Annotated in this window: 36 protein-coding genes; 6 read left to right on the forward strand and 30 right to left on the reverse strand. The window is 59.0% G+C overall.

Annotation, left to right across the window (positions count from 1 at the left end):
* Nucleotides 1-2 precede the first annotated feature (2 nt).
* From rpsD to rpsJ, 29 genes are all read right to left on the reverse strand, one after another.
* Complete coding sequence (gene rpsD / locus Q0X28_RS02420) at nucleotides 3-608, reverse strand: 30S ribosomal protein S4 (protein WP_053961727.1); 606 nt, start codon at nucleotides 606-608, stop codon at nucleotides 3-5.
* Nucleotides 609-628: 20 nt separating this feature from the next.
* Complete coding sequence (rpsK, locus tag Q0X28_RS02425) at nucleotides 629-1,027, reverse strand: 30S ribosomal protein S11 (protein WP_298576138.1); 399 nt, start codon at nucleotides 1,025-1,027, stop codon at nucleotides 629-631.
* Nucleotides 1,027-1,395, reverse strand: coding sequence for a 30S ribosomal protein S13 (gene rpsM / locus Q0X28_RS02430; RefSeq protein ID WP_053962665.1), 369 nt, complete (start codon nucleotides 1,393-1,395; stop codon nucleotides 1,027-1,029). The genes rpsK and rpsM overlap by 1 nt, the downstream gene beginning before the upstream one ends.
* Nucleotides 1,396-1,550: 155 nt before the next feature.
* Complete coding sequence (gene infA / locus Q0X28_RS02435; protein WP_053961729.1) at nucleotides 1,551-1,772, reverse strand: translation initiation factor IF-1; 222 nt, start codon at nucleotides 1,770-1,772, stop codon at nucleotides 1,551-1,553.
* A gap of 212 nt (nucleotides 1,773-1,984) precedes the next feature.
* Nucleotides 1,985-2,782, reverse strand: coding sequence for a type I methionyl aminopeptidase (gene map / locus Q0X28_RS02440; protein ID WP_296238898.1), 798 nt, complete (start codon nucleotides 2,780-2,782; stop codon nucleotides 1,985-1,987).
* A 15-nt stretch (nucleotides 2,783-2,797) separates the two neighbouring features.
* On the reverse strand, nucleotides 2,798-3,343 hold the full coding sequence (locus tag Q0X28_RS02445; RefSeq protein WP_296238894.1) for an adenylate kinase: 546 nt from the start codon (nucleotides 3,341-3,343) through the stop codon (nucleotides 2,798-2,800).
* A complete protein-coding gene (gene secY / locus Q0X28_RS02450; RefSeq protein WP_296238892.1) occupies nucleotides 3,340-4,692 on the reverse strand; it encodes a preprotein translocase subunit SecY in 1,353 nt (450 codons plus the stop codon). The genes Q0X28_RS02445 and secY overlap by 4 nt, the downstream gene beginning before the upstream one ends.
* A 202-nt stretch (nucleotides 4,693-4,894) precedes the next feature.
* Nucleotides 4,895-5,341 carry a 50S ribosomal protein L15 gene (gene rplO, locus Q0X28_RS02455; protein ID WP_296238890.1) on the reverse strand — a complete coding sequence of 149 codons (447 nt, stop codon included), beginning with the start codon at nucleotides 5,339-5,341 and terminating at the stop codon, nucleotides 4,895-4,897.
* A 3-nt stretch (nucleotides 5,342-5,344) separates the two neighbouring features.
* Nucleotides 5,345-5,530 (reverse strand): 50S ribosomal protein L30, encoded by a 186-nt coding sequence (gene rpmD / locus Q0X28_RS02460; protein ID WP_296238888.1) that lies wholly within the window; start codon nucleotides 5,528-5,530, stop codon nucleotides 5,345-5,347.
* 2 nt (nucleotides 5,531-5,532) lie between these two features.
* Complete coding sequence (gene rpsE, locus Q0X28_RS02465; protein WP_296238886.1) at nucleotides 5,533-6,156, reverse strand: 30S ribosomal protein S5; 624 nt, start codon at nucleotides 6,154-6,156, stop codon at nucleotides 5,533-5,535.
* Nucleotides 6,156-6,548 carry a 50S ribosomal protein L18 gene (gene rplR, locus Q0X28_RS02470; RefSeq protein WP_296238884.1) on the reverse strand — a complete coding sequence of 131 codons (393 nt, stop codon included), beginning with the start codon at nucleotides 6,546-6,548 and terminating at the stop codon, nucleotides 6,156-6,158. Before rplR ends, rpsE begins: the two co-directional genes overlap by 1 nt.
* A gap of 2 nt (nucleotides 6,549-6,550) precedes the next feature.
* On the reverse strand, nucleotides 6,551-7,090 hold the full coding sequence (gene rplF, locus Q0X28_RS02475; protein WP_296238882.1) for a 50S ribosomal protein L6: 540 nt from the start codon (nucleotides 7,088-7,090) through the stop codon (nucleotides 6,551-6,553).
* A 14-nt stretch (nucleotides 7,091-7,104) separates the two neighbouring features.
* On the reverse strand, nucleotides 7,105-7,503 hold the full coding sequence (gene rpsH / locus Q0X28_RS02480) for a 30S ribosomal protein S8 (protein WP_298576148.1): 399 nt from the start codon (nucleotides 7,501-7,503) through the stop codon (nucleotides 7,105-7,107).
* A 169-nt stretch (nucleotides 7,504-7,672) separates the two neighbouring features.
* Complete coding sequence (gene rplE / locus Q0X28_RS02485) at nucleotides 7,673-8,236, reverse strand: 50S ribosomal protein L5 (RefSeq protein WP_053961739.1); 564 nt, start codon at nucleotides 8,234-8,236, stop codon at nucleotides 7,673-7,675.
* Nucleotides 8,237-8,238: 2 nt separating this feature from the next.
* Nucleotides 8,239-8,553, reverse strand: a complete 315-nt coding sequence (rplX, locus tag Q0X28_RS02490; protein ID WP_298576152.1) for a 50S ribosomal protein L24 — start codon at nucleotides 8,551-8,553, stop codon at nucleotides 8,239-8,241.
* Nucleotides 8,553-8,921 (reverse strand): 50S ribosomal protein L14, encoded by a 369-nt coding sequence (gene rplN, locus Q0X28_RS02495; RefSeq protein WP_053961741.1) that lies wholly within the window; start codon nucleotides 8,919-8,921, stop codon nucleotides 8,553-8,555. The genes rplX and rplN overlap by 1 nt, the downstream gene beginning before the upstream one ends.
* Nucleotides 8,922-9,140: 219 nt before the next feature.
* Nucleotides 9,141-9,956 carry a hypothetical protein gene (locus Q0X28_RS02500; RefSeq protein ID WP_296238873.1) on the reverse strand — a complete coding sequence of 272 codons (816 nt, stop codon included), beginning with the start codon at nucleotides 9,954-9,956 and terminating at the stop codon, nucleotides 9,141-9,143.
* Nucleotides 9,957-10,230: 274 nt separating this feature from the next.
* Nucleotides 10,231-11,799: an FGGY-family carbohydrate kinase gene (locus Q0X28_RS02505; protein WP_296238871.1), complete on the reverse strand. Its 1,569-nt coding sequence runs from the start codon at nucleotides 11,797-11,799 to the stop codon at nucleotides 10,231-10,233.
* Nucleotides 11,800-12,058: 259 nt separating this feature from the next.
* On the reverse strand, nucleotides 12,059-12,343 hold the full coding sequence (gene rpsQ / locus Q0X28_RS02510) for a 30S ribosomal protein S17 (protein ID WP_053961744.1): 285 nt from the start codon (nucleotides 12,341-12,343) through the stop codon (nucleotides 12,059-12,061).
* Nucleotides 12,343-12,573 carry a 50S ribosomal protein L29 gene (rpmC, locus tag Q0X28_RS02515; protein WP_053961745.1) on the reverse strand — a complete coding sequence of 77 codons (231 nt, stop codon included), beginning with the start codon at nucleotides 12,571-12,573 and terminating at the stop codon, nucleotides 12,343-12,345. The genes rpsQ and rpmC overlap by 1 nt, the downstream gene beginning before the upstream one ends.
* Complete coding sequence (gene rplP / locus Q0X28_RS02520; RefSeq protein WP_296238867.1) at nucleotides 12,573-12,989, reverse strand: 50S ribosomal protein L16; 417 nt, start codon at nucleotides 12,987-12,989, stop codon at nucleotides 12,573-12,575. The genes rpmC and rplP overlap by 1 nt, the downstream gene beginning before the upstream one ends.
* Nucleotides 12,990-12,992: 3 nt before the next feature.
* Nucleotides 12,993-13,754, reverse strand: a complete 762-nt coding sequence (rpsC, locus tag Q0X28_RS02525; protein ID WP_296238866.1) for a 30S ribosomal protein S3 — start codon at nucleotides 13,752-13,754, stop codon at nucleotides 12,993-12,995.
* Nucleotides 13,754-14,140 carry a 50S ribosomal protein L22 gene (gene rplV / locus Q0X28_RS02530; protein WP_296238865.1) on the reverse strand — a complete coding sequence of 129 codons (387 nt, stop codon included), beginning with the start codon at nucleotides 14,138-14,140 and terminating at the stop codon, nucleotides 13,754-13,756. The genes rpsC and rplV overlap by 1 nt, the downstream gene beginning before the upstream one ends.
* Nucleotides 14,141-14,151: 11 nt before the next feature.
* Nucleotides 14,152-14,433, reverse strand: coding sequence for a 30S ribosomal protein S19 (gene rpsS / locus Q0X28_RS02535; protein WP_053961748.1), 282 nt, complete (start codon nucleotides 14,431-14,433; stop codon nucleotides 14,152-14,154).
* Between the two features lie 14 nt (nucleotides 14,434-14,447).
* The gene (gene rplB / locus Q0X28_RS02540) at nucleotides 14,448-15,284 is read right to left on the reverse strand and encodes a 50S ribosomal protein L2 (RefSeq protein WP_296238862.1); all 837 of its coding nucleotides are present in this window, start codon (nucleotides 15,282-15,284) and stop codon (nucleotides 14,448-14,450) included.
* Nucleotides 15,284-15,589 carry a 50S ribosomal protein L23 gene (gene rplW / locus Q0X28_RS02545; RefSeq protein WP_296238860.1) on the reverse strand — a complete coding sequence of 102 codons (306 nt, stop codon included), beginning with the start codon at nucleotides 15,587-15,589 and terminating at the stop codon, nucleotides 15,284-15,286. Before rplW ends, rplB begins: the two co-directional genes overlap by 1 nt.
* Nucleotides 15,586-16,233, reverse strand: a complete 648-nt coding sequence (rplD, locus tag Q0X28_RS02550; RefSeq protein ID WP_296238858.1) for a 50S ribosomal protein L4 — start codon at nucleotides 16,231-16,233, stop codon at nucleotides 15,586-15,588. The genes rplW and rplD overlap by 4 nt, the downstream gene beginning before the upstream one ends.
* 2 nt (nucleotides 16,234-16,235) lie before the next feature.
* Nucleotides 16,236-16,895, reverse strand: coding sequence for a 50S ribosomal protein L3 (gene rplC / locus Q0X28_RS02555; RefSeq protein ID WP_296238856.1), 660 nt, complete (start codon nucleotides 16,893-16,895; stop codon nucleotides 16,236-16,238).
* Nucleotides 16,896-16,927: 32 nt separating this feature from the next.
* Nucleotides 16,928-17,233: a 30S ribosomal protein S10 gene (gene rpsJ / locus Q0X28_RS02560; RefSeq protein ID WP_003883485.1), complete on the reverse strand. Its 306-nt coding sequence runs from the start codon at nucleotides 17,231-17,233 to the stop codon at nucleotides 16,928-16,930.
* Between the two features lie 601 nt (nucleotides 17,234-17,834).
* On the opposite strand from rpsJ, the gene Q0X28_RS02565 reads away from it, so the two are divergent.
* The 6 genes from Q0X28_RS02565 (at nucleotide 17,835) to Q0X28_RS02590 (ending at nucleotide 20,535) form a co-directional block, all read left to right on the forward strand.
* Nucleotides 17,835-18,272, forward strand: a complete 438-nt coding sequence (locus tag Q0X28_RS02565) for an Asp23/Gls24 family envelope stress response protein (RefSeq protein ID WP_296239300.1) — start codon at nucleotides 17,835-17,837, stop codon at nucleotides 18,270-18,272.
* A 73-nt stretch (nucleotides 18,273-18,345) separates the two neighbouring features.
* Nucleotides 18,346-18,663: a hypothetical protein gene (locus tag Q0X28_RS02570; protein WP_296239299.1), complete on the forward strand. Its 318-nt coding sequence runs from the start codon at nucleotides 18,346-18,348 to the stop codon at nucleotides 18,661-18,663.
* Nucleotides 18,664-18,672: 9 nt separating this feature from the next.
* Nucleotides 18,673-18,852 carry a DUF2273 domain-containing protein gene (locus Q0X28_RS02575; RefSeq protein ID WP_296239296.1) on the forward strand — a complete coding sequence of 60 codons (180 nt, stop codon included), beginning with the start codon at nucleotides 18,673-18,675 and terminating at the stop codon, nucleotides 18,850-18,852.
* Nucleotides 18,853-19,320 (forward strand): Asp23/Gls24 family envelope stress response protein, encoded by a 468-nt coding sequence (locus tag Q0X28_RS02580; protein ID WP_296239295.1) that lies wholly within the window; start codon nucleotides 18,853-18,855, stop codon nucleotides 19,318-19,320. It begins immediately after the preceding gene.
* A complete protein-coding gene (locus Q0X28_RS02585; protein WP_296239293.1) occupies nucleotides 19,304-19,870 on the forward strand; it encodes a DUF6286 domain-containing protein in 567 nt (188 codons plus the stop codon). Before Q0X28_RS02580 ends, Q0X28_RS02585 begins: the two co-directional genes overlap by 17 nt.
* On the forward strand, nucleotides 19,870-20,535 hold the full coding sequence (locus Q0X28_RS02590) for a hypothetical protein (RefSeq protein WP_296239291.1): 666 nt from the start codon (nucleotides 19,870-19,872) through the stop codon (nucleotides 20,533-20,535). Before Q0X28_RS02585 ends, Q0X28_RS02590 begins: the two co-directional genes overlap by 1 nt.
* Before the next feature lie 200 nt (nucleotides 20,536-20,735).
* Here the strand turns inward: Q0X28_RS02590 and tuf are convergent, their stop codons facing one another.
* Nucleotides 20,736-21,926: an elongation factor Tu gene (gene tuf, locus Q0X28_RS02595; RefSeq protein ID WP_298576671.1), complete on the reverse strand. Its 1,191-nt coding sequence runs from the start codon at nucleotides 21,924-21,926 to the stop codon at nucleotides 20,736-20,738.
* Nucleotides 21,927-21,962: the final 36 nt, after the last annotated feature.

The following is a 21,962-nucleotide window of genomic DNA, read 5'->3' on the forward strand; positions in this document are numbered from 1 at the left end:
GATTACTTCGAGTAGAGCTCGACGATGAGCTGTTCCTGAACGGGAACGTCGATCTGGGCGCGCTCGGGCAATTGGTGCACGAGAACACGGAGGTTCGACGGAACAACCTGCAGCCAGCCCGGAACGGGACGGTCGCCAAGGTTATCCATGGCATCCTGGAACGGCAGCATCTCCAGCGACTTGGGGCGCACGTCGATGATGTCGTACTGGGACACACGGTAGCTCGGGATGGTCACCTTCTGGTCGTTGACCAGGAAGTGTCCGTGGCTAACCAGCTGGCGGGCCTGGCGGCGGGTGCGGGCCAGACCGGCGCGGTACACAACGTTGTCGAGGCGAGACTCAAGAATCTGCAGGAGGTTCTCACCTGTCTTGCCGGGACGACGGTTAGCTTCTTCGTAGTAGCGACGGAACTGACGCTCGAGAACGCCGTAGGTGTAGCGGGCCTTCTGCTTTTCTTGGAGCTGAACGAGGTATTCAGATTCCTTGACGCGGTTGCGGCCGTGCTGACCCGGGGCGTACGGGCGGCGCTCGAATGCTACGTCTCCACCGACAAGGTCAACCTTGAGACGGCGGGACTTCTTAGTGATAGGTCCGGTGTAACGAGCCATGATTTATCTATCTCCCTTTCCTAGACCCGGCGACGCTTCGGCGGACGGCAGCCGTTGTGGGGCTGCGGAGTCACGTCGGAAATCGTGCCAACCTCAAGGCCGGCAGCCTGGAGGGAGCGGATGGCGGTCTCACGGCCGGAGCCGGGACCCTTAACAAGAACGTCGACCTTCTTCATGCCATGATCCATGGCCTTACGGGCAGCATTCTCGGCAGCCAGCTGAGCGGCGAACGGGGTGGACTTACGGGAGCCCTTGAATCCCACGTGGCCGGAGGAGGCCCAAGAAATGACAGCACCAGAGGGATCTGTGATGGACACAATGGTGTTGTTGAAGGTGGACTTGATGTGGGCGACGCCGTGCTGAACGTTCTTCTTCTCGCGACGACGACCGCCCTTAACGGAACGAGTCTTAGGAGGCATTACTTCTTCTTCCCGGCGATGGTCTTCTTCGGGCCCTTACGAGTACGGGCGTTGGTCTTGGTGCGCTGACCGTGAACGGGCAGGCCACGACGGTGGCGCAGACCCTGGTAGCAGCCAATTTCCATCTTGCGACGGATGTCGGCCTGAACTTCGCGGCGGAGGTCACCCTCAACCTTGTAGTTGTTTTCGATGTGGTCGCGCAGCTTGGCGACATCATCATCGGTCAGGTCCTTGGAACGAAGGTCCGGGCTAATGCCGGTGGCGTCAAGGATGTCCTTGGCGGTTTTCCGGCCAATGCCATAGATGTAGGTCAGTGCGATCTCCATCCGCTTTTCGCGGGGGAGGTCGACACCAGCAAGGCGTGCCATAGAGGCATTTCCTTCCAGTACAGTGACGGTTTTCTCCCATTCCATCCCCGGTGGCCACGCATTGTCTCTTGCGTGAGCGGGGCCTCAGCCGTCACAGCCGAGGGTATTGCGGGGAGCTTGGGACTCTCCGCAAGGCAGTGGGAGGCGAAAATTTCTTACTTGTAGCGGTAGACGATTCGCCCGCGAGTCAGGTCGTACGGGGACAGCTCGACGACGACACGGTCCTCGGGGAGAATACGGATGTAGTGCTGACGCATCTTTCCGCTGATGTGGGCGAGCACCTTGTGTCCATTCTCTAGCTCGATGCGAAACATTGCATTCGGCAGAGGCTCGACAACGCGGCCCTCAACCTCAATGGCTCCCTCTTTCTTGGCCATATCCTCTACTATCCAGACCGGTAGACGGTCTTTCTCGTTGACAATTATCTGGTGGATCACCTGTAGCACAAGCCTTTCGAAACTCTTGGGAGAATCGTGAGCGATGCACATGAGGCGCTACTGATCCGTTTGTGGGCACACTTATAGAAAGGTACCGACAAACTAGTCTAGCCATTCGCGGCTAAATGCCGCAAATCCTGCATAAATGGGTGTTAAGAGACCTCTCGCACAGTGAGGATCCGGGGCCCTTCTGGCGTTGCAGCGACGGTGTGCTCCCAGTGCGCCGCGAAAGAGTCGTCGTCGGTAATGGTGGTCCAGTTATCTGAGAGCTCCACCGTCCAGGGGCTTCCCAACGTTAACATGGGCTCAATCGCCAATACCGAACCTTCATTGAGGAGGGGTCCACGGTGTGGTTTACCTTCGTTCGGCAGGTAGGGATCCATGTGCATTTCTCGGCCGATACCATGCCCACCGAACTCTTTCACGATGGCGAACGTGTAGCCATAGCGGCGGGAGGCCTCTTTGGTAGCAACTTCAATGGCATGGGAGATATCGCCTAGCCGGTTCCCCGGCACCATTTGAGCGATACCTGCAGCAAGAACGTCTTGAGTCGCTTGGTTGAGTGCAGCAACGTCTGCATCTACAGCGCCGATCTCGACAGTGAGGGCGGAGTCTCCGTGCCATCCATCGAGAATTGCACCGCAGTCAATAGAGAGGAGGTCCCCCTCTTTGAGAATGATGCTGCGTCGGGGGATGCCATGGACGACGACTTCGTTGGGGGATGCACAAATGGAACCGGGGAAGCCGTGGTAGCCCTTGAAGGAGGGGACGGCACCGGCGTCACGAATCACGCTTTCGGCGAGTGCATCGAGCTCTAATGTGCTCACACCCGGAACCGCAGCGGCCTGGACTGCCAGGAGAGCCTGACCGACGATTCGGCCAGCAGCTTCCATGGCGTCGAGTTCGCCGGGGGTCCGGGTGGGAACAGTACGCTTTTTAAAAATACCCATGTGCTGGGCGGGCTCCTACTTCTGGAGAGCTGTCATGGTGCGCTCGTGAATATCTTCCACGGTGCCCACAGCGTTGATCGGGATGATCACATCTTTGTAGTAGTCGATAAGGGGTTCGGTTTCGGAGCGGTAGACGGCCATACGGTTGCGGATGACATCCTCGGTATCGTCTGCGCGCCCACGAGCCAGCATGCGCTCGACAACAGTATCTTCATCGACCTGGAATTCCACCACCGCGTCGAGGGCGACTCCGCGCTTCTCCAACATTTCCTTGAGAGCATCGGCCTGTTCTACGGAGCGGGGGAAGCCGTCCAGCAGGAAGCCGTTCTGGGCGTCAGCCTCGTCAAGGCGCGCATCTACCATGCGGTTGGTGAGTTCGGCAGGCACCAGGTTTCCGGCGTCCATGTAGCTCTTGGCTTCCAGACCTAGCTCGGTGCCTTCGCCAATATTGGCGCGGAAGAGGTCACCGGTGGAGATGTGGGGGATACCAAGCTTTTCGGCGAGGAGAACAGCTTGGGTGCCTTTACCTGCCCCAGGGGGGCCGACAAGTACGAGTCTCACTTGAGGAATCCTTCGTAGTTACGTTGCATTTGCTGGCTTTGCAGCTGCTTAATCGTGTCAAGGCCAACACTGACGAGAATCAGTACTGCGGTACCACCGAACGGGAAGTTGTGGCCGGAGCCGCCGGACCCAATGGTCATCAAGAGGTTCGGCAGGATGGCGATGATCGCGAGGTAGAGAGAACCAACGAAGAGGAGTCGGTTCATGACGAAGCCGAGATACTCGGCAGTGGGGCGGCCGGGGCGAATGCCGGGGATGAAGCCGCCGTACTTCTTCATGTTGTCAGCCTGCTCGGTCGGATCGAACTGCACCGACACATAGAAGTAGGAGAAGAAGATGATGAGGATGAAGTACAGAAGAGTGTACTGCCAGGTTGCCGGCTGCGTCAGCCAGGTCATCACATGCTTATCCCACCAGGAAGCCTGTCCAGCTGTCCCCTGGGATTGCTGCACGATGGTGGTGATGAGCACTGGCACATAGATAAGGGAGGACGCGAAGATGACGGGGATAACACCGGCTTGGCACACCTTCAGCGGCAGGTAGGTAGAGGCACCACCGTACATGCGACGGCCGACCATACGCTTGGCGTACTGTACCGGGATACGACGCTGGCCCTGCTCCACAAAAGTGACAGCGATGATGATAACGAGTGCGGCAACAATGACTGCGGCGAACCGGAAACCACCCGACTGACGCAGGATGGCGGCGCCTTCTACCGGCATGCGGGACGCGATACCAGCGAAGATAAGTAGCGACATGCCGTTACCAATACCTCGCTCGGAAACCAGCTCACCCAGCCACATCAGGAGAACGGCGCCAGCGGTCATCACCATGATAGCGGCGACCATTTCAAGAATCTGGAGTCCATCGCCTTCACCGGCGGCGAAGACCTGGACACCAGGGAGGAACTGGCTGTTCGGGGAGGCGGAGGCTGCCATTGCCACCACACCGGCGGCCTGCAGGAGGGCGAGAGCGACAGTGAGGTAACGCGTGTACTGCGTCATCTTCGTCTGACCGGACTGGCCTTCCTTCTTCAGCTCTTCGAAGCGAGGGATAACCACAGTCAACAGCTGGATGATAATCGAGGCCGTAATGTACGGCATGATGCCGAGGGCGAAGATAGATAGCTGCAGCAGCGCGCCACCAGAGAACAGGTTAATCAGCTGATAGACGCCGTTGGAGCCATCGCTCGACTGCATGTTGTCAAGGGCGGCTTTCACCGCGGTGTAGTTCACGCCGGGAGACGGAATCTGGGCGCCAATGCGGTACAGAATAATAATGCCGAGGGTGAACAGGATCTTCCGACGAAGTTCCTTGTTCTTCCAGGTGGCAGCAATGCGTGATGACACTTATCCTCCTGCCAGAGCAGCCGTAATGGAGCTGCAGCTGTGACATGTGCGTGACGGAGTGTCTCCGTCTACTAAGACTGCGGCTACGGGGGAACCGCAGCGACTATTCGAGAATATCAGGATTATAGAGAAAGGGTGACCACGGGTCGCCTTCCAGTGGAAATGCGACCACGTGGTCACCACTACTGTCTCTGGGTGAAGACTAGGCTTCAACGACGGTCACAGAACCGCCAGCAGCCTCAATCTTCTCCTTGGCAGCACCGGAGAACTTGTGGGCGCTAACCTTGACGGCTACGTCGATGTCGCCCTGGGCGAGCACCTTGACGAGCTCATTCTTCTTCACGAGGCCAACTGCCTTGAGGTCGTCAAGAGATACCTCGCCACCCTGCGGGAACAGACGTGCCAGGTCGGAGACGTTGACAACGGCGTATTCCTTACGAGCCGGGTTCTTGAATCCCTTGAGCTTCGGCAGACGCATGTGAATAGGCATCTGGCCACCTTCGAATGCCGGGGAGACATTCTTACGGGCCTTCGTACCCTTGGTACCGCGTCCAGCGGTCTTGCCCTTGGAGCCTTCACCACGGCCGACGCGAGTCTTGGCCTTGGTGGAGCCTGCTGCGGGCTTCAGATCGTGCAGTTTAATGGTCATGTTTTACTCTCCCGCTACTTCTTCGACCTCAACGAGGTGGCGAACAGCGTTGATCAGACCACGGACCTGCGGGGTGTCCTCGCGAACCACGGACTGATGGATCTTGTGCAGACCGAGGGTACGCAGGGAAGCCTTCTGGTTTGCCTTGCTGCCCACGGTGCCACGCACCTGAGTCACCTTAAGTGCCATGACTATGCCTCCTGTCCTGCGGTGCGCTTCCGCAGCATACCGGCCGGGGCAACCTCGTCCACAGCCTTGCCACGGCGAGCGGCGACGGCTTCCGGACGCTGGAGCTGCTTGAGGCCATCTACGGTGGCGTGCACAACGTTGATGGAGTTGTCGCTACCAAGCGACTTGCAGAGGATGTCGGAGATGCCGGCTGCTTCAAGCACTGCACGGGCAGCGCCACCAGCGATCACACCGGTACCTTCGGAGGCGGGACGCATCATAACGACACCAGCGGAGTCCTCACCCTGAACCGGGTGGGGAATAGTGGTACCGATGATCGGCACGCGGAAGAAGTTCTTGCGAGCTTCTTCAACACCCTTGGAGATAGCGGCGGGAACTTCCTTGGCCTTGCCATAGCCCACGCCAACCATGCCCTTACCGTCACCAACGACGACGAGAGCGGTGAAGCTGAAGCGACGACCACCCTTTACGACCTTGGCGACGCGGTTGATGGTGACAACGCGCTCGATGTAGTTGTTTTCCTTTTCCTCGTTCCGAGCGTTGTTGCGCTCATCACGACGACCGCGACGCTGCTCGCGGCTGTTGGCGGAATTCTCTCCGCCTTCTCGACGCTGACGTTCTGCCATTAGAACTCCAGACCTCCTTCACGAGCGGCATCGGCGAGGGCGGCGATGCGACCGTGGTACTTGTTACCGCCACGGTCGAACACGACGTTTTCGATACCTGCAGCCTTGGCACGGACGGCAACGAGTTCGCCAACCTTAGCGGCCTTGGCCTTCTTGTCGCCTTCCAGGGCACGCACATCAGCTTCGATGGAGGAAGCCGCGGCGAGGGTGTGTCCAGCCAGATCGTCGATGATCTGAACGTGGATGTTGCGGGTAGAGCGGTTCACGACCATACGGGGGCGTGCGGCGGTACCAGCAACCTTCTTGCGCAGACGGGCGTGGCGGCGGGCACGGGCGGCGCGACGCTTGGTGGACTCGTCCTTACCAATACTCTGACGCTTGTCTTCAGCCATGCTTACTTACCAGCCTTTCCGACCTTGCGGCGAATCTGCTCGCCTTCGTAACGGATGCCCTTGCCCTTGTAGGGGTCAGTCTTCCGCAGACGACGGATGTTGGCGGCAACCTGGCCGACGAGCTGCTTATCAATGCCGCTCACGGCAAACTTGGTGGCGCCATCGGTGGTGAAGGTGATGCCTTCCGGAGCCTGGACGGGCACCGTGTGGCTGTAGCCGAGGGAGAACTCGAGGTCCTTGCCCTTCTGTAGCACACGGTAACCAACGCCGTAGATTTCCATCTTCTTGGTGTAGCCCTCGGTAACACCGATCACCATGTTGTTGATGAGGGTGCGGAAAAGGCCGTGCAGGGCACGGTTTTCGCGCTCATCGTCAGGACGCTCTACAACAATGGCACCGTCTTCGTTACGGGACACCTTCATGGGCTCATCAACGGTCAGGGAGAGGGTACCCTTGGGGCCCTTCACCTCGACGTCCTGGCCATCAATTTTAACTTCCACATTGGCCGGAATGGCAATGGGGTTCTTACCAATACGTGACATTGTGTCAGTCCTCCTTACCAGACGTAGGCGAGGACTTCCCCACCTACACCCTTCTCGGTTGCCTGACGGTCAGTCAGCAGGCCCTGGGAGGTGGAGATGATGGCCACACCCAGGCCGCCCAGCACGGTCGGCAGGTTGTCGGACTTGGCGTACACGCGGAGACCCGGCTTGGAGATGCGGCGCAGTCCAAGAATGCCCGGCTCACGGGAAGAGCTGTACTTAAGCTCGATGGTGAGAGTCTTGCCAACCTTGGCGTCTTCGACGGTGTAGTCGGCGATGAAGCCCTCGTTCTTCAAGATCTCAGCAATGTTGATCTTGAGCTTGGAGGCCGGCATTGCGACCTCGCTGTGGAATGCAGAGCTTGCATTACGAACGCGCGTAAGCATATCTGCGATCGGATCGGTCATCGACATGAGCGATCTTCTACCTTTCTCGCCGTGGTTCCCATACAACATGCGGCGGATTCCCGCCTCATCGTGGGCCTTCTGCGAAGTAATTTGTGAACCGAACTGGTTTTCCAGTCCGGCAGGTTCTGCGTGGCCGGGTCAGCGTGTGCTGTTCCCAGCCCCACAGCGCCTCAACTTATTTGTTGTTTTTCTTGAAGGGGAAGCCCAGCTCGCGGAGGAGAGCGCGTCCCTCATCATCGTTCACCGCGGTGGTCACGACAGTGATGTCCATGCCGCGCGGGAAGTCAATCTTGTCAATGTCCAGCTCGTGGAACATGGACTGTTCGGTGAGACCGAAGGTGTAGTTGCCGTGGCCATCGAACTGCTGGTCAGACAGACCGCGGAAGTCGCGAATACGCGGCAGGGCGGTGGTCAGCAGACGGTCGAGGAATTCCCACATGCGGTCGCCACGCAGGGTGACGCGAGCGCCAATGGCCTGGCCTTCGCGCAGCTTGAAGTTAGCGATGGACTTGCGGGCTCGACGGATTTCCGGCTTCTGTCCGGTAATGGCGGTGAGGTCTTCCACAGCACCATTGATGCGCTTGGCATCATGAGCGGCGGCGCCAACACCCATGTTGACGACAACCTTGGTGAGACCCGGGATCTGCATGACGTTCTCGTAAGTGAATTCCTTCTGGAGAGCGTCCTTGATCTCGGTCTGGTAGCGGGTCTTCAGACGGGGGGTAAGGGCATCGGTCATGATTAGAGATCCTTCCCACTCCGGCGAGAGATACGGACATTCTTGCCGTTCTCGTCCTTGCGGTAACCCACCCGAGTCGGAGTGCCGTCAGCGTCAAGAACCATGACGTTGGACACGTGGATGGGGGCTTCCTGAGTGACAATTCCACCGGACTGTGCGCCGGCTTCGTTGGCAGAGTTAGCGGTGTGCTTCTTAATGCGGTTAACGCCTTCGACGAGGACTTTATTGGTCTGCGGGTAGGCTTCGATGACCTTGCCCTCGACGCCCTTGTCCTTACCGGAGATGACGAGAACCTTGTCGCCCTTGCGTACCTTCATTACAGCACCTCCGGAGCGAGAGAAATGATCTTCATGAAGCGACGGTCGCGCAGCTCGCGAGCGACGGGTCCGAAGATACGGGTACCGCGGGGCTCATTGTCATTCTTGATGATGACAGCGGCGTTCTCGTCGAAACGAATGTAGGAACCGTCGGGACGGCGGGTTTCCTTCTTGGCGCGAACGATGACAGCCTTGACGACATCGCCCTTCTTAACATTGCCGCCGGGGATGGCTTCCTTGACGGAGGCGACGATGACGTCGCCGATCCCGGCGTAGTGGCGGCCGGAACCACCGAGAACACGGATGCACAGCAGCTCGCGTGCACCAGTGTTGTCGGCGACCTTAAGCCGCGACTCTTGCTGAATCATTGTTACTCCTGACCAGGAATCTTGTACGTATATGAGATTTCCGACCTACATATACGCGGTCTAGTGAAATGTGTCATTATCCAACGCGCACAAGCTAATTCACCTTGCATAAGGCGATCCCATCCACATACCGAAATTGTGGCATTAGACATAACTGTGCCCGTACGGACAGCAACTGTTCAAGTATAGAATCCCGCAGGTAAATGACCAAATTTGCGGTTACTGCAGCCAGGTCCCCTGTTGTGCGAAATCCTCTAGGTAGGCCGTCGTTACACCGAAGCAGATTCCAATGGCGTCCAGTGAGGGAGAAAGCATCGAGGTGTAGAGGCCCACTGTGATATTGCGATTAATCACCAGCGGACTGCCAGGGATGGCAAAACGGGGTTCGCAGCTGAAGGCGAATGTGGAGACACCATCGGCATCGTCACTGGGGTAGCTGAGGACAAGAGGATTGTCGAGACTGTGCGCACCGCGCCCAAAGTAGTCCAGCCGGTTGATGAACGGACGTGGGTGCATTCCACGGGGCAGGTTCGGGTAACTGTGCCCCTGTCGAACATGCTTGTCGAAGCGGATAACGGCGAGGAAAGAGTCTGCCTTGTCATGTGCGACAACCTCTCCTACCCGCTGAGTTTGGCCGCGCTGCCCCAGTTTAGAGACGACGGTGCCAGTGGGTCCGCAGGCGGTGGTGGTGATGCCGTAGAACACCCCGTCCCGTTGGAAGAGGTATCCCGCCATGCACTCAGTAATGTGCAGACCATCTGCTTGTTTGCTGGCGATATGGACGAGCGGATCGGTTTGATGGACGACGTTAAACTCGTCGAGCGGTTCTCCGGTTGGTGCGGTGACGGGGGTTGGCGCCGGGGATTCGGAGAGGATGGGGGCAGCCGTGGCTGCCGCTCCCCCGGCGACTGAGCTCAGTAGCGCGAGAGTGCTCGTGACCGAGCACATATACCGAACCAGACGCTGACGACGGTGTGAAACAGTGGTATGAGGAGTGGCCCAGGGGGACAGGATGCGGGCGGCGCGGGACTTCATTGCGCAGTATCTACTTATCTTGACGGTGAACAGGGGTGGACGAGGGGCTGAGTGATTGAATGGTGGGGAGTGCACCTATGGGAGGTGGCCAGTGTGATAGTACTGGGTTTACTCCAGGTTGTGGGAGAGGACAAGAGAGACCCGCTGTTTTCTTGTGCAATCCTTTAAACTCCCGATATACCCCAGGGGAGACCCATCATCGTGGCCGGTGATGGGTCTCCCCTGGGACTAGGTGAGCAATCGTGTTCGGAAGAATTGCTGTCAGAGACGTCCTTTAGCGATCGGCTTCAGGAGAGGCTTCCTGCAGGTGGCTGTACTTATCAAGAACCTGGAAAGCATCCTTGTTCTTGTTGTAGTACGGCAGGTAGACGTTCTTGTACAGATCCTCGTAGATCTTGACGTTCTCAGGGTTCGGGGTGAACACCTTCACTTCTTCACGCATGGCCTTGACGCCCTCTTCTGCGCTCTTGAAGACGCCCACTGCCATGCCACCGAGGATGGCGGCACCGATAGCACACACCTCGATGGTGTTGAGGCGCACGGTCGGGCGATTGAGAATGTCTGCCGTGATCTGCATGCCGACGTCGGAGCGGGATCCACCACCGCACACAACCACACGCTTCGGCTGCTGCTTGGAGGCCTTCTCGATGACGTCAAGGCCTTGACGCATGGCGAATGCAATGCCTTCCAGGAAGCAGCGGAAGATGTCTGCCCGGTGGTGGGCGTCGGTGAGGCCGAAGATAGCGCCCTTGCCGCGCGGGTAGAAGCCCTCATGCGGGGTGAAGAACGGGAAGAGGAAGAGACCATTGGAGCCAGCGGGCACGTGCTGGGCTGCTTCGTCCATCTCACGGAGGAACTCACCGTGGTTGTCGTCACGTCCGGTGTACTGACGGCAGAACCAGGTGATGAGCCAGTAGCCGCGATAGATGTTAAATTCGGCGTTCCACCTCTTCTCCAGAGCACTGGGGAAGGTGTTGAACTTGAACTTTCTGTCGCTGACGGCCTTATCCATCATGACAGACAGGGATGCCATGGTGCCGTAGGAGATTACGGCTTCTTCGGGGGTAAAGGCGCCTGCACCGAGGGATTCAACCTGCTTGTCACCGGCAGTGGCGACAACGGGAAGTCCTTCGGGAAGACCAGTGATCTGGGCGGCGTCGGCAGTGATGTTGCCGAGGATGCCACCCTGCTTGACGAGGTCAAACATCTGGTCGCGGCGAACACCGAAGACCTCATAGATGAAATCGTACTTGAACCAGTCTTCGGAGGCGTTGTCGAAGGGGAGGAAGCCACACTGCATGCCAGTAGCATCGGCGGTCTTGCCGGTGAGTTTGAGGGTGAGGTAACCGGACAGGGTGCAGTAGTAGGCAGCCTGCTGGTGAATCTCCGGCTCGTTGTACTTGAGCCAGTTGAACTTGGAGTTGGATGCGGCGTATTCCATAAGGCTGCGGGCGACGCCGGAGACCACGCGGGTCTTCATGGTGGCCTTGTGGTGAATGTCGTAGACAGCCTCGGGAGTCTGGCGCTTATCGAGCCAGATGATCCAGTCGCGCATGGGCTTGAGGTTTTCGTCCAGCGGCATGATGTTGTCGCGGTTTGCGGTAATGGCGAGGGAGCGAATGTTGTTCTTTTCTTCGCCCATCTCGTCGGTGACCTCCTTGAGGATCACCTTGCAGTCATTCCATACCTGGTCGGAGGGGAGCTCGGCCCAACCGGGTTGCTTGGAGTAATACGGCTTTGCGGTACGGCTTGCCTTGGAGATGACGTTTCCATGGGTGTCGAAAACGATGACGCGGCTGCTCTGCGTGCCGATGTCAATAACGGCCAAATAGTCTTTGCTCATTTGTAGCCCTTCAGGAGGGAGGTACTGATGTAGTACTTACTCTAGGTTCATGAGCCAGATTATTCTCGGAGACGGCATGGCAGTTTCCATACCATGCGGTGCAACCTGCGGAAACCTCGTTACAGGTTAACAACTTTTAAAAACCTGTAATGCAGTATGGTGAGCGGAAAGACAAAACTACCCCACACCACAGTGGTGTGGGGTAGTTTCTCTAAACTCTGTGGTCTCACGAGAGTGAGAGCCTCAGAGTGGCAAAGCTTTACTTAGCCTTTTCGAGGATCTCCACGAGACGCCAGTGCTTGGTAGCAGACAGCGGACGGGTCTCCATGATCCGCACGCGGTCACCGATACCGGCGGTGTTGTTCTCGTCGTGAGCCTTCACGCGGGAGGTGCGACGGATGATCTTGTCGTACAGCGGGTGCTTAACGCGATCTTCCAGTTCCACAACAATGGTCTTGTCCATTTTGTCGGACACGACGTAGCCGATGCGGACTTTGCGACTTCCACGCTCTTGGGTGTCGTTAGCCACGGTATTTTCCTTCATTACTCGTCACCACCCGGGACTGCGCTCAGGCCGAGCTCACGCTCGCGAAGCACGGTGTAGATGCGGGCGATGTCCTTGCGGACGACACCGAGTCGACGGTTGTTATCGAGCTGGCCAGTGGCGAGCTGGAAACGGAGGTTGAACAGCTCCTCCTTGGACTCACGAAGCTTAGCTTCGAGGTCGGCATTGCTGAGCTCACGCAGCTCAGCGGCAGAAGTACCGAGTGCCATTAGAACTGCTCCTCCCTAGCGACGATACGGGTCTTAATCGGAAGCTTATGCTGAGCGCGGCGCAGGGCCTCGCGAGCAACAGCTTCATCCGGGTAGGAAATCTCGAAGAGAATTCGGCCGGGCTTAATGTTGGCAACCCACCATTCCACGGAACCTTTACCGGAACCCATACGGACTTCAGCAGGTTTCTTGGTCAGCGGGCGGTCCGGGAAGACGTTAATCCAGACCTTGCCACCACGCTTGATGTGGCGGTTGATAGCAATACGAGCAGCTTCGATCTGACGGTTGGTCAGGTAGGTGGGCTCGAGAGCCTGGATACCGTACTCGCCGAAGTTGATCTTGTTGCCACCCTTGGACATGCCGGTGCGGACGGGGTGGTGCTGCTTGCGGTGCTTGACGCGACGAGGGATAAGCATGTGTTATGCCTCCTTCTTCTGGTCAGCTGCGCCAGCGCGGGAGTTGCGGCGGTTGGAGGGACGGCCACCACGACGGGGGCGTCCTCCGCGACGGCCACGCTCTGCTTCCTGCACAGCGAGGGCGGATTCGCGACGGCCACCAACGACGTCACCCTTGTAGATCCACACCTTTACACCGATACGGCCGAAGGTGGTACGGGCTTCAAAGGTGCCGTAGTCGATCTCAGCACGGAGGGTGTGCAGCGGCACACGGCCTTCGTGGTAACGCTCGGAGCGCGACATTTCGGCGCCACCCAGACGGCCAGAGCACACAATCTTGATGCCTTTGACCTGCGGCTGGCGCATTGCGGACTGGATAGCCTTGCGCATGGCGCGACGGAACGCGACACGGTTGGAGAGCTGCTCGGCGACAGACTGGGCAACCAGCTGTGCGTCAGCGTCGATGCTCTTCACTTCGAGGATATTGAGCTGAACCTGCTTCGAGGTGAGCTTTTCCAGCTCGCCACGAATGCGCTCAGCTTCGGCGCCACGACGTCCGATGACGATGCCCGGACGGGCGGTGTGGATGTCCACACGCACGCGATCGCGGGTGCGCTCGATGTTGATGGAGGACACACCGGCACGTTCCAGGTTTTCGCTCAGGAACTTGCGGATCTTGATGTCCTCAGCAACGTACTCGGCGTACTGCTTGTCGGCGTACCAGTGCGACTTCCAATCGGCGGTAATGCCCAGGCGGAAGCCCACGGGGTTAATTTTCTGACCCACTAGCGAGCACTTCCCTTCTGGTTCTTGCGGCCGGCAACAGCGGAGCGCAGTGCGACCTCGACGGTGATGTGGCTCGTACGCTTCCGAATGTGGAAGGCACGACCCTGGGCACGCGGCTGGAAGCGACGCATGGTCGGGCCTTCGTCCGCGTAGGCGGCGGAGACCACGAGGTCAGCGGGATCCAGGTTGAAGTTGTTCTCGGCGTTTGCAACAGCAGAAGCGAGAACCTTCGCCACCGGCTCAGATGCGGCCTGCGGGGCGAACCGCAGGATGGAAGCAGCTTCGTCGACGGACTTACCGCGGATGAGGTCGATCACGCGGCGGGCCTTGAACGGAGCTACGTGAACGAACTTGGCAGTTGCGCGAGCGCTAGTGCGCTCAGTCATGTTTTCAGTGCTCATCGACGCTTGCCCTTCCGGTCATCCTTGATGTGACCCTTGAACGTGCGGGTGGGAGCAAACTCGCCCAGCTTGTGACCAACCATGGAGTCGGTGACGAAGACGGGGACGTGCTTGCGGCCATCGTGCACAGCGAAAGTGTGGCCGATGAAATCCGGCAGGATGGTGGAGCGACGGCTCCAGGTCTTAATAACCTGCTGGGTGCCCTTTTCGTTCTGGGCGTCCACCTTAGCAAGGAGGTGCTCGTCTACGAATGGGCCTTTCTTAAGGCTGCGAGGCATACTTCATTCCCTCCTTAACGGTTCTTACCAGAGCGACGACGACGCGTAATAAGGGCGTCGCTAGGACGGTTGGGCTTACGGGTGCGACCCTCAGGCTGACCCCACGGGCTGACCGGGTGACGACCACCGGAGGTCTTACCTTCACCACCACCGTGCGGGTGGTCGACCGGGTTCATAACGACACCGCGGACGGTCGGGCGAACGCCCTTCCAACGCATACGGCCGGCCTTGCCCCAGTTGATGTTGGACCACTCAGCGTTGCCCACCTCGCCGATGGAAGCGCGGCAGCGCACATCGACGCGACGGATTTCGCCGGACGGCATACGCAGGGAAGCGTAAGCACCTTCACGGCCGAGCAGCTGAATGCCAGCACCGGCGGAACGAGCGAGCTTTGCGCCACCGCCCGGCTTCAGCTCCACACAGTTAAGGGTGGTGCCCACGGGGATGTTGCGCAGCGGCAGGTTGTTGCCGGGCTTGATGTCGGCGTTGGGGCCGGACTCGACCATAGCGCCTTGCTTGAGGCCCTTGGGGGCCACGATGTAGCGCTTTTCGCCATCGACGTAGTGCAGTAGCGCAATGTTGGCGGTGCGGTTGGGGTCGTACTCGATGTGAGCAACCTTGGCCGGCACGCCGTCTTTGTCCACACGCTTGAAGTCGATGATGCGGTACTGGCGCTTGTGTCCGCCGCCCTTGTGACGGGTGGTGATACGTCCATGGACGTTACGACCACCGGTCTTGGAGAGGGGACGAACCAGAGACTTTTCAGGATACGAGCGGGTGATCTCGGCAAAGTCCGAGACGCTCGAACCGCGACGACCGGGGGTCGTCGGCTTGTACTTACGAATAGCCATTAGGAAGCCGCTCCTCCGAAGATTTCGATGGGCTCGCTACCCTCAACGAGGGTGACGATGGCGCGCTTGGTGCTCTTGCGCTGGCCGTAACCGGCGCGGGAACGCTTGCGCTTGCCCTGACGATTGGCGGTGTTCACGCTGGCGACCTTAACTCCGAAGATCTGTTCGACGGCGATCTTAATCTGAGTCTTATTGGCGTCGGGAGCAACGTAGAACGTGTAGACGTTCTGCTCCATAAGGCCATAAGCCTTCTCGGAGACTACCGGGGCCAAGATGATGTCGCGGGGATCTGCGATGGTGCTCACTTGGTCTCCTCCTTAGGCTGCTTTGCGGACACGAAGGTGTTGAGAGCTTCCACCGTGAAGACCACGTCATCAGCGTTCAACACATCGTAGGTGTTGAGCTGATCGGCGGCGATCGGGTGGACGTAGTCGAGGTTGGCGACAGACTTCCAGGCGGCCAGGTCTTCGCGTCCGAGGACGACGAGGAACTTGGTGCGCTCGGTCAGGGCAGCCAGGAACTCCTGGGCGGCCTTGGTAGAGGGGGTCTGGCCTTCGACGAGCTCACTGATCACGAAGATGCGATCGTTGCGCACGCGGTCGGTGAGGGCGCCAGCCAGGGCGGCAGCCTTCATCTTCTTGGGGACGCGCTTGGTGTAGTCACGTGGCTGCGGACCGAAAACGGTACCACCACCAGTGAACTGGGGTGCGCGGGTCGAGCCCTGGCGGGCGCGGCCGGTGCCCTTCTGACGGAACGGCTTCTTGCCACCGCCGGACACCATGCCACGAGTCTTGGTGGCGTGGGTACCCTGGCGAGCAGCAGCCTGCTGGGCCACGACGACCTGGTGCATGAGGGCGATGTTGGGTTCCTTGTCGAAGATTTCGGCAGGAAGATCAACAGTACCGGCGGTCGTGCCAGCCGGGGTGCGGACGTCAAGTGTAAGAGCCATTATTACGCACCACCCTTCACAGCGGACTTCACCATCACGAGGCATCCCTTAGGACCGGGGATTGCACCCTTGATGAGGATGAGGCCGGCTTCTGCATCGACCTTCTGGACTTTCAGGTTCTGGGTGGTGACACGCTCGCCGCCCATACGACCAGACATGCGCATGCCCTTGAAGACGCGGCCCGGGGTGGCGCAAGCGCCGATAGAACCGGGGCGACGGTGCACGGCCTGGGTACCGTGGGCGGCACCCTGTCCGGCGAAGCCGTGGCGCTTCATGGTACCGGCGTAACCCTTACCCTTGGAGGCACCGGTAACGTCGACGAAAGCTCCAGCTTCGAAGATGTCGGCGGTGAGTTCCTGACCCACCTCATAGTTAGCAGCCGCATCGGCGTCCGCAAGGCGGATCTCAGCGATGTGGCGACGCGGCGTAACACCGGCCTTCGCGAAGTGGCCAGCCACAGGCTTGGTCACCTTACGCGGGTCGATGGCGCCGAATGCGATCTGGACGGCGTTGTAGCCGTCGGTCTCTTCGGTGCGAACCTGGGTCACGACACAAGGCCCAGCCTTGACGACAGTCACGGGGACAACCCGGTTCTGCTCGTCGAAGACCTGGGTCATGCCGAGCTTGTTGCCCAGGATGCCCTTGATCTCGGTTTCACTCATTGGTTTCTCTGCTCCGATGCCGTTGTCCAAGCTCACTGAATGTTGACGTCGACGCTAGCCGGAAGGTCGATACGCATAAGGGCATCAACAGTCTTTGGCGTCGGGTCGAGAATATCGATGAGGCGCTTGTGGGTGCGCATCTCGAAGTGCTCGCGTGAGTCCTTGTACTTATGGGGCGAGCGGATGACGCAGTACACGTTCTTCTCGGTAGGCAGCGGCACCGGGCCGACCACGCTGGCGCCGGTACGGGTAACCGTTTCGACGATCTTGCGCGCAGAAGCATCAATTGCTTCGTGGTCATAGGCCTTCAGCCGGATGCGGATCTTTTGTCCCGCCACGCTTGTCCTCTTCCTTCACCCACCAGGTGGGTCTGTCTTACTCTGTGCGATCACTGGTATCGCACCTTTCCTAAGGTGATCGTCGGTTTCGACCGATGACACCGTCCCCCGGAAGAGCCGCGACGGGTTTCCGAATCCGCTGTTCATCTGTCACGCCGTCGTTCCACGCGCTCGGGCGTGTCGCCCGATCACCTTTAACGATGTGTCCGATCTGAGATCCCCGGGGAGCGAACTCGTGGGCGTTCTCAGTGCTAGGAACACATCTCATGCGTGCTCGCTTTACCAGCGCTCCGCCGGCCGTCGTGAGATGAGGCGCAGGCATCTGCCCTGTTAAAGCAACCTGAATAGTATGCATCAATCCGAGTGAAAAGGCAAAATCAGTGCTTTTACGAGATTCCTTCAGTATCTTGGAAGTAAGGGAGCAAGGCCGTCCTAACCGGCACAATACGTGGCACTCTCTGGGAGAACCGCTGAGCAACTCGCTTCCTTACCCCGGAAGTAAACACACAGTTTTTACCCCCACCGCTACGCTGTTCACGAGATTTCGCTTTTCCGGAAAGCACTTCCACAACAGCGGGCTGAACAGCACAAAGGAGCACCGATGTCTGAAAACAAGAACACTCCCACCCCCCAGTCTGCCGAACCCGCCGACCGCGGCCAAACCGTTATCGCCGACGTCGTTGTTGGTAAGGTTGCCGGCATCGCCGCCCGCGAAGTTCCCGGCGTCTACGACCTTGGAACCGGCGCTGCCCGCTTCGCCGGCGCCATCCGTGAGCGCATCCCTGGTTCCAACACCGATGTCCAGCAAGGTATCTCCGTTGAGGTCGGCGAAACTGAAGCCGCCGTCGACGTCGACATCGTCGCCGAGTACGGCGTAGCTATCCACCAGCTTGCCGGAGCTATCCGCAAAAACATCATCTCCGCTGTCGAGGGTATGACCGGGCTTAAGGTCAACGAAGTCAACGTCTCCGTCCTGGACATCCACCTTCCCGAAGAGGACAAGAAGGAAGAGGAAAAGCAGGAGTCCCGCGTCAACTAACGACGCCTGCTCCTTCTCCCTTTCGTCTACTCAGACGATTCCGCTCTGACAAAACGAATGGTGGCACACCCCAATGACAACTGTCCCTTTTACCTTCACCGACGACCTGGCGACACAACTCGCCGCAGCTGTGTCTCAGGTTCCCGGTGTTGACCACCTTGATGGTGGACGCTACGGGGAAACCTCGACCTATACACCCAAAGGCATCGTTAAAGGTATCGCTTATGATGCCGATACCCACCGTGTCCACGTCGCTATCGCGGTACGGTGGCCTCATAACCCTATGAAGGTTGCTCAGGCAGTGCGCCGTGCCCTTCACCGTGCAGTCCCCGTTCCTATCGATGTGTACATTAATGATCTGGTGGTTCCCGCCGCCGAATCACATACCTAGGAGAAATCCATGTCAATTACGTATTACGGCATCATTGTCGGCCTACTGCTGACGATTGCCTGGGCAACCGGAGGATTTTCCTTCTTCCTTGCCGCCCTCATCCTGGGTGCGATCGGCGGACTTGTCGGCGCCCAGATTGACGGCAAGATCGACATGCGGGCTATGTTTACGAATCGTGGACGTGGCTAAATGGAGTCCACCTCTTCCGTAGCCACCGGCTCTCTCCGCATCGACCAGTCCGTCACCAACCGGATTATCCGGCAAGCGGCACTGTCGGTTCCCGGATGTGTGGAAAAGGCTGCCGGAGTAGGCCGCCTCTTTGGCAAGCCTCTCCCCCAGTCCGACATCACCACCGATGGCCCTTACATCGCCGCCGAAGTGCACATTGCCGTCAGCTGGCCCGCCCCCGTCGTGCAAGTGGCCCGGAGTGTACGCGAAGCAGTGCGCACTCACCTCGAGACCTTTATGGATGCACAGGTGACGGAGGTTGCCGTATTTGTGGACGCCATCACCACAGACCCGCAATCCGGCTCAAAAACTCGTCCCCCGCGAGTGACCTTCGAGGATCTCGCAGCGTTCGACAGCAGCCCGCATGTTCAGCATGTTGTCGCCCCCTGCGATGTGGAGGAAGGAACAAACAATGAGCCAACCCGCTGATAATTACGATCTCACCAAAGAACCCCGTCTGCCGAAGTCCCGGCCTGGGGCGGCCGGATTCATGTGGTTCCTCACGGTAGTGTTCCTCCTCGTCGCCGCCATCGCCATCCACGATGCGGTCGTCGCCCGGGGACACGTCAGTGGCCCCTCGTGGTTCGGAACCGCCTCCCACGCCATCGGCCAAATGCAGTACGGCCAATGGGTACTGCCAGCAGGTATCATCCTTGCCTTGGTCGGACTCATCACCATGGTTCGTTCCCTCCTTCCCACCCGGGTCCGCTACTTTCCCATCCACAGTGAAGCCGCGGTCTGGATGCGCCCGATAGACGTCTGCCGCCTGTGCACTCATGCCGCTCAGGAAGTCTATGGCGTTACGCGTGCCAGCACTGCGACCAACGACAAAAAGGTGACGGTCTCCATCTACACCGCCGGACCTGCCTCGGCCGATGTCGTCGAGCGCGTACGCGAAGCCGTCACAGCTGAGCTGGAACACGTCGATCGCACCCTCACCCTCACCGTCCGACCTGTGAACAAAGGAGGACAGCAATAATGACTCGCGGTGCTGAAGCCTACGCACGCTTTACCATGTTCCTTGTTGGTCTCATCCTCACCGGGCTCGGGGTGGTGTGCATCCTGTGGTACGCCGGAGTGGAGCCACTCACCAGTTGGCTGAACGATAGCTGGCCGAAGAGTCAATTCGAACGTGCCGAAAACGCCGACTGGTGGTTCCCCGCCCTCGTCGTCGCAGCTATTCTCATCATCCTGATGTGTCTCCGCAGCATTACCCTGCTGACAAAGCGGCGTACCGTCGACACTCTAGTATTGGACGCCAACCAGCCCGGCGGCGCCATTCGCATTGAGCTTTCCGACGTCGGCCGAGCAATAGCTCGAGATGTGGAAAACCTCCCCGCTGTACGGTCCGCCTCGTCGCGCGCCGTTAACGACAGGGGTGTTCCGACGCTAGACATTGACTTGCAATCGCCTGCTGACGTCCCCATCACCACCCTTATTGACATTGCAGAACAGATCTCTGCGGATGTCCCTGCTGCAGTGAGCTACTGCGGCCCAACGACCCGCGTGTTCTTGCAGCTTGACAAGGTCCGCCGGCCCGATGGCACCACGTCTTCTGCCCGCTACCGGGGAACTCAGGAAGTCCAAACGAATATTCCGCCCGACCTAGAGTCTGATGAGAAGTCCGTGTCGGCCGTAGAGTAGCGGCGATCCAACAGAGTTACTGCTCGAATACCTTTCAGCCCCCACACTATGTGGGGGCTGAAGTCGTATAGGCAGTAGGTAGGGGGAAGGACGAAGGAATGTAACTGGTGCAAATAGCATGAACCCCGCCTCACGACTGAGGCGGGGTTCATGTGAGCTTACTGTGTGCTCGGTGTGTTACTCCCTACGGAGCAGATCACTTACTTGATGATCTTGGTAACACGACCGGCGCCGACGGTACGGCCACCTTCGCGGATTGCGAAGCGGAGGCCCTCGTCCATGGCGACGGGCTGGATGAGCTCAACGGTCATCTCGCAGTTGTCGCCAGGCATAACCATCTCGGTGCCTTCGGCGAGCTTCACAACACCGGTCACGTCAGTGGTACGGAAGTAGAACTGCGGACGGTAGTTGTCGAAGAACGGGGTGTGGCGGCCGCCCTCGTCCTTGGACAGGACGTAGACGGAACCCTCGAAGTTGGTGTGCGGGGTGTAGGCGCCGGGGGCGCAGACACACTGGCCGCGCTCGACGTCTTCGCGCTTGACACCACGGAGGAGGAGGCCGACGTTGTCGCCAGCTTCGCCGTCATCGAGCATCTTGCGGAACATCTCGATACCGGTAACGGTGGTGGAGGTGGCCTTGTCGCGGATACCGATGAGCTCGACATCCTCGTTGAGGTGGATAATACCGCGCTCGATACGGCCGGTGACAACGGTGCCACGACCGGTGATGGTGAAGACGTCCTCAATGGGCATGAGGAAGGGCTTGTCGGTTTCACGAACCGGATCCGGAACGGATTCGTCAACGGCGTCCATGAGCTCGAGGATGGAGTTCGTCCACTTCTCGTCGCCCTGCAGAGCCTGGTAGGCGGAAACGCGGACGATCGGAGCGTCCTCGTCGTATTCCTGGGAAGCGAGCAGTTCGCGAACTTCCATCTCGACGAGCTCGAGGATTTCCTCATCGTCAACCATGTCGCACTTGTTGAGAGCGACGACGATGTAGGGGACACCCACCTGGCGGGCAAGGAGCACGTGCTCACGGGTCTGCGGCATCGGGCCGTCGGTGGCGGCGACCACGAGGATGGCACCGTCCATCTGAGCAGCACCGGTGATCATGTTCTTGATGTAGTCAGCGTGACCGGGGGCGTCGACGTGTGCGTAGTGACGCTTCTCGGTCTGGTACTCCACGTGGGAGATGTTGATGGTAATACCACGGGCCTTCTCTTCAGGGGCCTTGTCGATCTCATCGAACGCGAAGGAAGCGTTGAGATCGGGGTACTTCTCCGCGAGCACCTTGGTGATAGCTGCGGTCAGGGTGGTCTTGCCGTGGTCGACGTGACCGATGGTGCCAATGTTTACGTGCGGCTTGGTCCGCTCGAACTTAGCCTTCGCCACTTTGTTGTCCTCCTGGACGATCATGAAATACTAGCG

The sequence above is a fragment of the uncultured Lawsonella sp. genome (genome assembly GCF_947252745.1).
Classification (GTDB): Bacteria; Actinomycetota; Actinomycetes; order Mycobacteriales; family Mycobacteriaceae; genus Lawsonella.